This window comes from Flavivirga jejuensis (assembly GCF_030540765.1).
Taxonomy (GTDB): Bacteria; Bacteroidota; Bacteroidia; order Flavobacteriales; family Flavobacteriaceae; genus Flavivirga; species Flavivirga jejuensis.
The window spans coordinates 881,835-894,755 of sequence record NZ_JAUOEL010000002.1; the positions used below are offsets into that span (position 1 = coordinate 881,835).

At 34.2% G+C, this 12,921-nt stretch carries 10 protein-coding genes, 1 tRNA gene and 2 pseudogenes; 6 read left to right on the forward strand and 7 right to left on the reverse strand.

The window, feature by feature from the left end:
• Positions 1–1,799 (reverse strand): BspA family leucine-rich repeat surface protein (locus Q4Q40_RS08690; RefSeq protein WP_303301395.1); only part of this gene is annotated, 1,799 nt, incomplete at its 3' end.
• 379 nt (positions 1,800–2,178) lie between these two features.
• Between Q4Q40_RS08690 and Q4Q40_RS08695 the strand changes: the two are divergent.
• The 3 genes and pseudogenes from Q4Q40_RS08695 to Q4Q40_RS08700 all read left to right on the forward strand — a co-directional run.
• A pseudogene (locus tag Q4Q40_RS08695) lies at positions 2,179–2,631 on the forward strand (IS6 family transposase); the annotation flags it as partial.
• A gap of 70 nt (positions 2,632–2,701) precedes the next feature.
• A pseudogene (locus tag Q4Q40_RS24060) lies at positions 2,702–2,926 on the forward strand (DUF2188 domain-containing protein); the annotation flags it as partial.
• Positions 2,927–3,208: 282 nt separating this feature from the next.
• Positions 3,209–4,297 (forward strand): Fic family protein, encoded by a 1,089-nt coding sequence (locus tag Q4Q40_RS08700; RefSeq protein ID WP_303301396.1) that lies wholly within the window; start codon positions 3,209–3,211, stop codon positions 4,295–4,297.
• Between the two features lie 161 nt (positions 4,298–4,458).
• On the opposite strand, the gene Q4Q40_RS08705 is transcribed toward Q4Q40_RS08700, so the two are convergent.
• Complete coding sequence (locus Q4Q40_RS08705; RefSeq protein WP_303301397.1) at positions 4,459–5,019, reverse strand: BfmA/BtgA family mobilization protein; 561 nt, start codon at positions 5,017–5,019, stop codon at positions 4,459–4,461.
• Positions 5,020–5,806: 787 nt separating this feature from the next.
• Here Q4Q40_RS08705 and Q4Q40_RS08710 point away from each other — a divergent pair.
• On the forward strand, positions 5,807–6,883 hold the full coding sequence (locus tag Q4Q40_RS08710; protein ID WP_303301398.1) for a hypothetical protein: 1,077 nt from the start codon (positions 5,807–5,809) through the stop codon (positions 6,881–6,883).
• An 11-nt stretch (positions 6,884–6,894) separates the two neighbouring features.
• The gene (locus Q4Q40_RS08715; RefSeq protein WP_303301399.1) at positions 6,895–7,200 is read left to right on the forward strand and encodes a hypothetical protein; all 306 of its coding nucleotides are present in this window, start codon (positions 6,895–6,897) and stop codon (positions 7,198–7,200) included.
• Positions 7,201–7,299: 99 nt separating this feature from the next.
• Here the strand turns inward: Q4Q40_RS08715 and Q4Q40_RS08720 are convergent, their stop codons facing one another.
• The 3 genes from Q4Q40_RS08720 to trxB all read right to left on the reverse strand — a co-directional run bounded on the left by Q4Q40_RS08720 (position 7,300) and on the right by trxB (position 9,701).
• Positions 7,300–8,364 carry a site-specific integrase gene (locus tag Q4Q40_RS08720; protein WP_303301400.1) on the reverse strand — a complete coding sequence of 355 codons (1,065 nt, stop codon included), beginning with the start codon at positions 8,362–8,364 and terminating at the stop codon, positions 7,300–7,302.
• A 249-nt stretch (positions 8,365–8,613) separates the two neighbouring features.
• Positions 8,614–8,688, reverse strand: a tRNA-Pro gene (locus Q4Q40_RS08725).
• A 65-nt stretch (positions 8,689–8,753) separates the two neighbouring features.
• Positions 8,754–9,701, reverse strand: a complete 948-nt coding sequence (gene trxB, locus Q4Q40_RS08730; RefSeq protein WP_303301401.1) for a thioredoxin-disulfide reductase — start codon at positions 9,699–9,701, stop codon at positions 8,754–8,756.
• A gap of 118 nt (positions 9,702–9,819) precedes the next feature.
• On the opposite strand from trxB, the gene Q4Q40_RS08735 reads away from it, so the two are divergent.
• The gene (locus tag Q4Q40_RS08735) at positions 9,820–10,005 is read left to right on the forward strand and encodes a hypothetical protein (protein WP_303301402.1); all 186 of its coding nucleotides are present in this window, start codon (positions 9,820–9,822) and stop codon (positions 10,003–10,005) included.
• Positions 10,006–10,168: 163 nt separating this feature from the next.
• Here Q4Q40_RS08735 and Q4Q40_RS08740 read toward each other — a convergent pair whose 3' ends face one another.
• Complete coding sequence (locus tag Q4Q40_RS08740) at positions 10,169–11,065, reverse strand: DUF6999 family protein (RefSeq protein WP_303301403.1); 897 nt, start codon at positions 11,063–11,065, stop codon at positions 10,169–10,171.
• Between the two features lie 9 nt (positions 11,066–11,074).
• Positions 11,075–12,919, reverse strand: a complete 1,845-nt coding sequence (locus tag Q4Q40_RS08745; RefSeq protein ID WP_303301404.1) for a beta-ketoacyl-ACP synthase III — start codon at positions 12,917–12,919, stop codon at positions 11,075–11,077.
• Positions 12,920–12,921 lie beyond the last annotated feature (2 nt).

Sequence of the window (12,921 nt, forward strand, 5' to 3'; positions counted from 1 at the left end):
ATGTTTTCCACCTTGCTTACATTCCAATCGCCGATGTCCGCATTGAAGGCTCTGGCATACCGGAACATATTAGTCATAATGGTGACCTGGCTTACATTCCACTTTCCTAGATTCTCTCCTTCGAACTCATAGGCCTCATTAAACATGGAAAACATATTTCCCACTTTACCCACATTCCAGGCACCGAGGTCTTGATTGAATTTTTCGGCATGTTGGAACATATATTCCATCTGGGTTACATTGCCTACCTTCCAATCGCTGATGTCTGCATTGAAGGAGGTTGCTCCGTTAAATACACTGTACATGTTTTTGACATTGCTCACATCCCAGTCGTTGAAATGCTCGTTTCCTACCAGCAAGGAAGCATTATGGAACATAGAAGCCATATTGGTTACATTTGACAAATCGGGTACATCTTCGGCTATGACATCCAGGTTAGAACATCCATAGAAGGCTCCTTCCATACTCTGCCACACGATGTCACCCCAGGCATTGACTAATATTATCTTCTCTTTGTCCGATGAACTGCTATTGTTAAAAAAGATCCTGGGGAAATCTCCGGCAATGGAAATTGTTTTCTCTCCAGCACTTGTGTATTCATGGGTAAGAAGATCGGAAGAATAATTGGGATCACTGGTATCAATATCTGTTGCCGTACTGCCATCGCCCCAGTCCACGGTAAAGTCATAATCACCATTGATAGGGATCGTGACCGTCCGGTCTCCGTCTCCATAATCATCGTCCCCTACCATCCAGGTGGTGACGAAAGGAAGAGGTACGCGGATGTTGAAGCCCGTCCAGCCGTTAGCCAAATATGCTTGTAATGTGCCCGTGGGCACTACGAGGTCTATTTGAACAGGGTTTGAAAAGCTATTGCCTTGAATATCTGGAGGAGTCGTGGCTAATGCCGTTACTTTTGTGATTGGATTGTTGGCAAAGGCTTCTTCACCAATACTGGTAATACCATCAGGTATGATCACATGGGTCAATTGATTGTCCGCAAAAGCGTCATCGCCAATAGCGGTCACGGCAAAGTCGGTATCAAGGTACTGGACTGTCTGAGGGATGGCCAGAGTGGTTCCTCCCTCAGTGTCGTAGTCTACCACTGTTACCTCTTTAACGGGGTTTAGTTCAGTGACTAAGTAGGTGATATCGTCGGCCATGAACTCGTCATTGACTCTGACATCCAATATGGATTGGAAGCCCGTCCAGCCGTTATCCAAATATGCTTGTCCTGTGCCACTGGGTACGAGTACATCTATTGCACCACGGCCATCATTAGTTGAAAAGGCATTGCCTCCAAGGCTTGGAGGGTCTGTGGCCAGTACCTCTACTTGGGTAAGATCTCGGATGGAACCAAAGGTACCTTCCCCAATAGCGGTGATCCCTGCCGGAATGGTCACATGGGTCATCTCATCATTGTTCCAAAAAATGTATTCCTCTAGTGTGGTTAAACCCTCAGGAATCTCCACACTGCCCAAAGCGCAATTAAAAAAGGCTCTTTCTCCAATGCTGGTCACCGTATTGGGCATGACTACGCTGGCCAACTCATCATTACCAGAAAAGGCATACCCTCCAATGCTGGTCACGGTATAGGACGTAAGATTATATTCAACCGATTCAGGGATGGTCAAATGCCCTCCGGAACCTTCGTAATTGGTCACTTCTACGGTATTGGGACTGGTGGATATCACATTATAGGTGAAATCACCATCCATAAAAGATTGGCCGTAGGTGGCCGTGCCCAACAGGGCAAAGAAAAGTAAGAGCGAAAATTGTAAAAGTAGTTTTGTTCTCATAATAGCGTATAATTTTTACCAAGGCTAGTTTGTGTATACAAAATCCCTAAAGACCTAACATTTGATTAAAATTTAGAAACAAATGGTAATTCTGATTTTACTTTGCTTCTATTTTAAATATTGAAATATCAAGAATAATACTTTCCTTAAACCTTTTGTTAAAAAAAGTGCCAAAAACTTTTAAATATGGGACGAGCTAATGGTTTTTAGGGATTTCTTTAAAATAGCTGCAGGTAGTTACTGCCAATATCATTTATAAAAAATGAATTAATTGGAGGGGGCTATATTTTTTACCAGTTTTAAAGTGGTTTTAAGTTTGCTAAAGAGATTGAGTACAATATCAATCAGCGTAAAAAGCAAGTAACTAAATAGTTGGAGGTTAGATGAAACTTATATTAAAGTCTCTGGTAATGACAGGTTCTTATATAGAGCTGTTGACAAACAAGGAAATACTATAGATTTCCTACTAACCAAAAGAAGAATGAAAGGTTCTGCTCAGAAGTTCTTGAATAAAGCGATTAGAAACAATGGTAAACCTAGAATCATAAACATAGATAAAAGCGGTGCCAATACTGCTGGAATAAAGACTTGGAATAAAAGAAGCTTCACTAGAAAAAAGATAAAGATTAGACAAGTCAAATACTTGAACAATATGATAGAGCAAGACCATCGGAGCATTAAAAGAAGAATATTAATTTCAACAGGGTTTAAAGAATTTGAGTCAGCACAAAGAACACTAGCTAGAATAGAAATAATAAACATAATTAGAAAGAATCAAATCTTGAAACCTAAATCTTCAACGTTTAAAACATTCTGCGCTCTAGCTTCGTGAATTCAGATTCTCTTTTAAAAATACAACTCTTTCTAATTAATGCGACAGAACCGCAAATTATCATGTTACCCAAAAAAAAGGACAAAAAGATTGGAATGTTCAAAAGGAAGGTGGGCAGAAAGCCTCGGCAAAAGCACAAACCCAGAGAGAAGCAGAGAAAATTGCAAAGCAGTTTTCAAAGAATAACGGAGGAGGCGAAGTTAGGATTCATAAGCCAAATGGAGGTCCAATTCGAGATAGTGATACGGTAAAACCAGGAAATGACCCTAGGTCGGTAAAGGATACGAAATATTAATTTATCTCATTCCATACACATTACCACTTCGCTCCTATCATCGCTTTGGCAAAGAGTATTTCATTACATTTTTAGGAAGTTTATAGAAAGGAAAAAAGGAAAGAGAAAGCAGAGAATACCAAGCACACTAGTGCTTATCTTTGTTTTCTCTTTCCTTTTTAACATTATAGTTCAGACACTATTAAAACGAAGGTAATATTTACCCTTATAATTTGAACGAGTGTAATATTTTGCTATATTTACTCTCGTTTAATTTACAGATGTAATCATTACTCTTGAAAAATGACTAAATTTAGTAGAACAATACCGTATAACAATTTACCTTCATTACCACCAAAGAAGGATTTAGAAACTACAAAAGTATTACGCAAAACTATTGATGCTAGTAGAGCTTTGGCTCAGCTTAATGGCATGCTTACCAATTTGCCAAATCCTACATTGTTTTTAGATACTATACACTTACAAGAGGCTAAAGCTAGTTCTGAAATAGAAAATATCATTACGACTAATGATGATTTATATAAAGCTATAGTGGCTGACAAAAAATTTGATAATCCTGCAACCAAAGAAGTTATAAGTTATAAAGAAGCACTTTGGGATGGTTTACGAGACATTGAGAAACGCCCTTTTATAACTACTAATTTATGTGTAGACATCGTACAAAGCATAAAAAAGAATACTGCTGGTATAAGAACAACCCCAGGAACTGCTCTTAAAAATGCAAAAGGAGATACTATTTATACACCGCCAACTGGGGAAGACACTATAAGAGAAAAACTAGCTAATCTTGAAAATTTCATTAATGGAGAAGACACTATTGACCCACTGATTAAAATGGCGTTAATGCATTACCAATTTGAAACCATACACCCCTTTAGTGATGGTAATGGTAGAACTGGTCGTATTTTATTATTACTTTATTTAAAGATTGAAAACCTATTAGATACGCCTGCTATTTATTTGAGTGAATATATTATTAAAAATAAAGCAGATTACTATGTGAAATTACGAAATGTTACAGAAAATGAAGATTGGGAAGCATGGATAATTTATATGCTTGAGATGATAAAGTTTACTGCAAATAAAGGCTTAAAGCGTTTAAAGGATGTAACAGCACTTATGAAGATTATGGCGGAAGAGGTAAAAGCAACAATACCCAAAGTATATTCTAAAGAACTTATAGAAATATTATTTAGATTGCCTTATACAAAACGTCAATTTTTAATTGATGCGGGACTAGGAACTCCAAAAACTGTTGGTAATTATCTTATGGAATTAGAACATGCTGGTTTTTTAACTTCTGAAAAAGTAGGTAAAGAAAAATTATACTTAAACCATCGTTTGATGGCTGTTTTAGAAAAAGAGTCATAAATTTATTTCACGAGGCAAAATGACATAGGTGCAAGTAATTTTTAACTACTTATTATTTAGATTTTTCTAACTAATTATTTTTAAGCAGGTTTGTTTTACTTTAAACATATCAAAAAAGCAAAATACAATACCTTTTAATAACATATAGCTATCCACATAATCTATGAATTTTTTATTACTCTTTTAAATTTTTCGATTTCTTGTTCATTAAGTCCTAACCTCAAATAATTTTTTCCAAAGCTGCTTTTTACAACTTTAACATTATCTAACACATAACTAAAATCCCTTTTTAGCTCACCCATTTTATACTCTAATCGTTCATATCGAATTCTGGGAACGGTGGTCTCTTCCATCCACTGTTCCTCATCATTACCATTTTCAAATTTCTTTTCTATAAAATCAAAGTCATCCTCAAAATCACTCTCCTCTTGTTCTTTAGAATTCTGTTCAAATAGAGAATGCAACATAGCCATAATTGGTAGAGTCTGGCTCTTTTCTATATCCTTTATGATGGCTATGGATGCATTGGTACGTTTTCGGTTCTTTATGATTTCCTCTACCATACTCTTCCCGAAACGGTCTGAAGGCAAAAAACCGTGCCACTCAAAAAAGTGCATGACCATATCTAAAGTTTTAGAATAGTTATTAGAAACCTTTCTTGAAAAGCTCTTAAACCTTATTAATGTTTTCTTTTTTATCCGTACTGTTTTAAAATCATCCATTTGAGTTCTATTTTATAGTCTATTGTGACAATATTTTTTAATGTTTATGGGGCTTATCAAAGGTTTTGTGACAATTTATTTTATTGCTTCAAAACACACGAAACCTCAAAACACCAATAAACAGGGGCTTTACGGAGTAAATGAGATATGTAGCGCTGCTTTAGCACGCTACCCTCTTGCTATTCCATTTTTCCCGTTGGTCAAAATTCCGAGCCAACTGACTAAAAAGTCAGTTACCTTACTCTTAAAAAATTACTTCTTCTTGATGGGTACTGTTATCTAGAAAGTCAAATCAAAAAAAGTGGATAACCGTACTTAAAAAAATGCCGCGTTCAGCTTCATAAATATAATCCATAAATAATTGAAATGAAAACAGTATTTGTTCCCATTTGATACGTTTTGACACTAAAAAAAATGATTTTAGAGTAATCGTAAATTCAAAGTGCCAATTTGGATTGTTCGGCTCTGTTTCCTAAGTGATTTTTTTATAAAATCAATATTAGAAAGTTTCCTTTCTCTTAATTTTTATTGCTCTTTCTTTAGTTTTAATAATCCCACAAACCTTTGATTACGTCCCATTTTTAAAGAATTTTAACACTTTTTATTGGATAATTTGTATAAAGAATTAACCTTATAACACAAATCACATTCCAATTCCTAGAATTGCCGCCAATGGAAATTCTAGGAATTGGTCTTCTATGTTATGGGCTATTAAGACGAGCATAACAATCTGAATTAGCTAAAAAAAGATAAAAACAGAAGTTAAGTATAATTAAAATTATTCAAAATGAAAGTAAAAAACCACAAAATTTACATTTTACTATTACTAAGCTTTTTAGCTTTAACTACAAATTCGTGTTCTAATTCGGAAAATGATGAAAATATAAACAGTGAGTCAAAATTAAGCAACAACTTATTAATCAAAAACTTTAATTCGAATGAATTAAATATATCTCAAACGTTTAAAAATACAATATTTTCATTTGAAGTTAATAAATCTGACCATGATATAAATTCAAATTTCACTATAGCTAATTTGGACAACAAGGTTATTTATGAAACACAATACGACATAAATACTTCAACAGAAAATTATAAATTATATCAAACAGAAAAAGTTATAGATATTGCTAATAACATTAATTATGACTTTAAACAAAGTACTTATGCAGAAATAGAATACAATATGCATATATTTTTAATAAATACACTCAACGAATTCCACAATAAAAATATTTCTCCAATTTTAAATTTATTGTATTTTCACAACTCCATTGTTAGTGTAAAAAAAAGAAGTAAAGAAACTTTCGAAAAAGATTGTGAATGCACATTGCATCCAGGGTATTTACTTGATAAGACAGGTTTTATTTGTCAGGAAGATTTTTTCGTTCCAATAGAAATCTTGAATGATTTATCGACTGATTCCAATGAGGATATATTTGATAATGAAACGGATGAGAAGAAAGTCTTCAAACAATACATAGAACCTCTAACAAATTCAAATGAAAAGTATGTAACATTTGACAAATTCTATTCATTTTTTGTTAGTAAGGAAAGATTTAATGCGTCAATAGAAATTTTTAAAAGAGAGCAAACAAAAATCACAGAAAAAAGTAATAGTTGGTGTTTGCTTGGTTCAGGTTCTTCTCATGGGTGTTGTGGTAATTATAGTGGTTGTTGCTATTATGTAAACCCTATTTGTTATGTTCATGACAAGTTATGTACCAATTGTACTCCTCGCTGGTTTTGTTTTAGTGGCTGCGTTCCAGATTATCAACAACCATATGAGGAATTACCATATTTTGAACCTGAGCTGTTACCTTCTAAAGGCGATTTAGATAATGGTATATTAATTAATCCTTAAATATGGAACTTATGAAACCTTCTTTAAACTTAAAAAAAACAACAAATAGTAAGTTAGTCCTTTTAGGTGCCATTATATGCTTAATTTACTTTATACTCTTAGTAATTCTTTCTATTTATAAAGTAGATATTATAATTTTAGGTGTGCTTATTGAATTATTTACAATTCCTTTTATCCTTTTATTACTTTTCTTAACATTTATATCTATAAAGAATAACATCAAAAATAGATTTAATATAAAATCAAATTATTTTTTTTCATTTTTACTTTTAGGGTTATCAATCATCATTTTAACAATTGCAACTATTTACGATTAAAAAAAACAATAAAACAATAATGATGTAATGCTTGTTGAACTGGAAACAACTCGACCTTAGGAAGAGTTGTTCTATTTCAACAATGCCACATACTGTTTTTCAATAATTGCTTACGGTTTTACTTCTCTTTTGCTCAAACCGCTCCAACAAGTTACCTATGTCCTCGCTTATTTTACTCTCTACTACCCTCGCATAGATTTGTGTAGTGGATAGCTTGGTATGTCCCAAAAGTTTGGATACCGTTTCAATAGGAACTCCATTGGACAGCATTACCGTTGTGGCAAATGTATGTCTGGCAACATGAAACGAAATGGTTTTATGGATACCACAAGACTCCATTATTTCTTTTAAATACGTATTTACTTTTTGGTTAGAGCTTAGGGGCAACAACCTGTCTTTGACAATCATTTCTTGGGATGTCCTATATTTTTCAATAATTGACCATGCTTTGGGCAATATGGGCACTTTTACCGATTCATCCGTCTTTTCTCTTTTGGTATATATCCAGTAGTTGTTATCTATCCCTTTAACGATGTTCTTTTCTGTAAGTTCCTTGACATCTATATAAGATAACCCTGTGTAACAGGAAAAAATAAAACAATCTTTTACTCGTTGTAAGCGTTCACTCCTAAAGTGAGTTTCCTCCAATAGTTTTAGTTCTCTCTCATTTAAATAGACCCTATCGTATTTCTTGAATTTTAGCTGGAATTGATTAAATGGTTTTTTGTTCATCCATTCCAGTTTAACAGCTAGGTTTGCCATTTTCTTTAAACGTTCCAGATGTTTCATCACTCCGTTATTTCCAAGAACAAGCTCCTTTTGAGAGTTTTTGTAGTTTCTTAAATAATGTTCAAAATCTGTAATAAACCTAAGGTTCAATTGTTTTAGGAAGACATCGTTTACCTTTCTTTTTTTCTGTAAAAACCGTTCTAGATACCTTTCTGTGGTGTAATAGTTCTTCATGGTTCCCGCTTTAAGCACATGAATCATATTATTGTTATGATAGGCTATTAAATCCTTTAGTGTTTTACTGTTCTCATCTTCCCCTAGGTATCGGGACTTAATGGCATCGGAAGTTATTATTTTATCCTCTTCTAATAGCTGTTTATGGCATTGGAGTAGTTTGCCATACACTTGGTCTAAATAGGCATTTAGGACTCTCATTTTCTCAGAATTTACCTTGCCATTTTACGTGATTTGTATTAAACAATAATTTGCAAAGACGAAAGTCAAATCACGCTTCAAAGCTCCATAAAGTTAGTGCATTTATGATTAAAAACTGCACACCTATTTGCACACCTTCTTATTGGTTTTATTTGGTATTATTTGGCATCAAAAAAAATGAGTAAAAACAAAAAAACACTGATAATCATACGATTAACAGTGTTTTGATAGTACCTATTTCTAGGTTCGTCGGGATGACAGGATTTGAACCTGCGACCACACGACCCCCAGCCGTGTACGCTAACCGGACTGCGCCACATCCCGAATTAATTAAGGAAAAAGCCTAGCATAAAACTAGGCAATTTAAATATTTTTGAGCTATTACAAATCTACCCTTTTGCTGCTAAATAGCGTTCGGCATCAAGAGCTGCCATACATCCTGTTCCTGCTGCAGTAACTGCTTGTCTGTAAACATGATCTGCTGCATCTCCAGAAACGAAAACACCTTCAACATTCGTTTTAGATGTTCCAGGTACATTAATAATATACCCTGTTTCATCTAAATCTAAGAATCCTTTAAAGATATCTGTGTTAGGTTTGTGCCCAATAGCAACGAAAAACCCAGTAGCTGGAATTTCATGCTTTTCATTTGTTTTATTATTAAAAACTCTAACACCAGTAACTACTTGATCATCTCCTAAAACCTCATCAGTTTCTGTATTAAATAGTATTTCAATATTTTCAGTGTCTTTAACTCTTTTAGCCATGATCTTAGATGCTCTAAATTCATCACGTCTCACTAACATAGTAACTTTAGAACATAACTTGGATAAATAATGAGCTTCCTCACAAGCAGAATCCCCTGCTCCAACAATGACAACTTCTTGACCTCTATAAAAGAATCCATCACATACCGCGCAAGCAGACACACCGCCTCCTAGTTTTAAATATTTTTGCTCAGAATCTAGTCCTAAATATTTTGCAGATGCTCCCGTAGAAATTATTACAGTATCACAATGAATTTCTTTAGTATCATTAACCCATACTTTATGAACATCACCAGAGAAATCAACTTTTGTAACCCAGCCATCTCGTACATCGGTATCAAAACGTTCTGCTTGTTTTTGTAATTCAATCATCATTTCTGGTCCCGTAACACCTTCTGGATACCCTGGAAAATTCTCAACCTCGTTAGTTGTTGTTAGTTGACCTCCTGGTTGTGTCCCTTGATATAAAACTGGCGACATATTAGCCCTAGCTGCATATATAGCTGCTGTATAACCAGCTGGCCCAGAACCTATAATTAAACATTTTATTTTTTCTATTGTATCAGACATAATATTTGTAAAATTTAATCAAAACAAAAGTAGAATTTTTGATTCAAAACTTACATAGAAGTTATTAACAGTTTTTATAATTATATATCTAAAATCTATAATGGTTTTATCTCTTGGTATGAGGCTCAATACATCTCTTCAATTTGGAACAAGTATTTGGACAGAAATGGTTGCAGATAACTTTATTGAACCAGTTGATCAAATAAAAGATATAAAACCTCAAAGACCAGCCCTGAACCCAATAATAGGTATCGACCCAAGGGTCGGGGTATTAAACTTAGACTCTACTAAAAAACAGGATTAGCCTACCATGGCAAAGGCGTGGTTCAACTTACAATTTTAAGTACCTTTTACAGACTTCTTAAAAATGGGGTTTCCAGACAGGCATTAAGCGTGGACTAATAAACTCAAATTAAAAAGCATGCTTATTTCTACAGGTCATGCCTTTTTAGACATTATAAAACGTTTTATGCTTTTGGAGTCACAACACCATCTGGATTTTTATTAAGTTTCATTTTTACCAATACTTCATGTAGTGTTTCTGCGGCCAGCCCATGTAAAACCAGTCTATAAGCGGCGCTATAAGTAGTAACAGGCACCATAGGGTGTTTATTATTAACTAATCCTAAATGACCAGGAGTACCTAAGATTTGTGAGGTATAAATCGCTATTGTTTCATCTAATTGTAATGAATTTGAAGCTCTTACAAAATCATTGGATGTTAAAAATAATTGATAAAAAGGCGTAAAAAGCTCAATGGCCGACCGTAGATCCAAAAAGTTTGTCCACTTATTAGGAAAACTAATATGGTCAAATTGATCTTCCGTAATCATATTTAAGTTGATTTTTTCGGGCGGGCTAATCGTTATATTTTTCTCCTTCAATTGGCTGTTTAAACGAATAACAAAATTGTATAGGTTCAAATCATGATTTAAAAACAAATCATCTTTTACATCTTCAAAATTTTTCGGTTTTAAAGGATTTCCTTTTACTTCTACATTCGGAATATTACCTCCTATAAACTGCAAAATTTCTGTGCCGACATGAAAATGCCTAAATATAAGCAAGTTCGCATCTGGACTAACAAATCTTCTAAGCCCCCATGCTAAAATGCGGTGTAAGAACTTTGAAGAGTTGATAAGTTTCGGGAAGAAAAACTTGAATATATGAATAAAAAACATGGTCATCTTAGACCCGAATTGAATTAATGGTAAAAAGTACTTCGCCGATTTTGAGGCGTTATCTTTCATCAACGCCAACTTTGTTGATTGATTAATAGGAATGCTATCGTCTAAAAATAATGCCAACCAAGGATTAGGATCCCTTTCATCGTGCATTGACATGTCCATGTTTTCGTCTATCATAATTTCAGTTTAATAATTTCCTAATTCTTCTAACTGCATTTTGTACAATTTGGCTGTAGTTTTAGCTGTTTTCACTATCTTTTTAGCGACTTCCATATTCATTTTAGGGTGGTTTAGTGCTTCTTCTAAGTTATGAAAATGGTTTTCATCGGCCACCCCATGATAGGTAAAAAAGGATACTTGATTGTCTTTCAGGTTTAATTGATCTTTAATCATGGCTCCCCAATAACCTGCTAAGCGTTTACCTATGCCTTCTATAATAAACATGGCGCCTAACAAATCGATAGGATTAGGTTTGCTCGCTTGTTGAAACATAAAAGAGGTTAACGCTATACTACCTATGTTCTTTTCACCTGTTCTTATGGTGTCTATAGGTTCTCCTAAAGCCTCAAAATTCCTTTCTAGCATTTGATAGTCTTTATGCTCTGTTGCGGTATGTTTTATGAATGCTGAGCGTAATTCAAATAGATCGATATCGATATTCGAAGCTGCACGAGAGATCCATTGAGATCCATCTATTACTTGTTGCCTAAGATCTATCAATAATAATTTATAGTCTGAAACACTCAGTTTTCCATCATGGATTTTCGCTACAATAGGTACTTTAAGTAGTTCTGTTTCAAAGTCAATCCAGATTTGAGCAAGGTTTCTAATTAACCATTCGGAGGTTTCATTTTTATTAATGATCAACTCTGGCGATTCAATTTTTCTTAAAGGATACCGCTTTGTGTTTACATTCCCTGTTACTGTGAGCTGCATATAGGATGTCACAAAACGACCACTTTCTGGTACCATACAAAGTATTTTATCATGCATCTTTAATTTCCCAGAATGCATCAATTCATCTAACATTATAAAAATAGATGCTGCTCCTGTATTTCCTTTTGAAGTCAGGTTGCTAAACCATTTCTCGTCCGCAATTTCACCACCACCTTTTAGCATGAGCTCTTTTATTGGTTCTTTAAATACCTCGGAAGAGTAATGGCAGCATAACCAATCTATAGAATCTTTGTTAATTTTTCCTTGATCGATTAAATCAAAATAGTGTGCTACTCCTGTTTTAATAACCTTATCTAACAGTCTTGTGTCTTGCTTTAAATTAATAGCACCTGCTTTAGATGCTTCTTCGTAACTTGGGTAATCTAACCAGGTTTTCTCGTTTTCATTTTTGTTATCTGTTTTTCCTGTATACATACAAACGGGAAATTCATTTGCATGAGATTTTATATCAATCCAATCAATTTTTAAGGAAATACCGTTTTCATTTTTCTTATTTTGAAGTACAAATGCACCAGCTCCATCAGATAGCATCCATCTTAAAAATTCGGCATCAAATGGCAATGAATCTACTTTCTGAGCTTCAAAACGTGATGCTTTAAACATTCTACTAGCCAACTCACTTCCTACGCAAACGGCATTTTGTTTTTCATCACTTTTAATTTGAGAGTATGCATTTTTTAATGCCATTATTCCACTAGCACATACACTTTGAAAACTGGCAACTTCGCACCTATTAAAATCTAAACCTGCATGCACCATACTGGCAAAACCAGGTATAGGTAAATCGCCTTGTGTTGTTCCTGTACATAGCAATTCAACATCGGTGCTTCTTAGACTACTTTTTTGCAATGCATCATTTACTGCATGTACTGCCAATTGTGAATTTGAATGTGTTGTTTCTTGGTTCTGATTTATGGCATAGTGTCGCGTTTTAATACCATTTTGTTTTAATACACGTTCTTTTGCTCGGCTATTTTCACCGTTTATTCGACCTAAGAAATCTTCCATTTCTTCATTAGAAACAGATTTGTTTGGCAAAAATGTACCCGAGCTTGTTATATAGACTTCGTTCATTT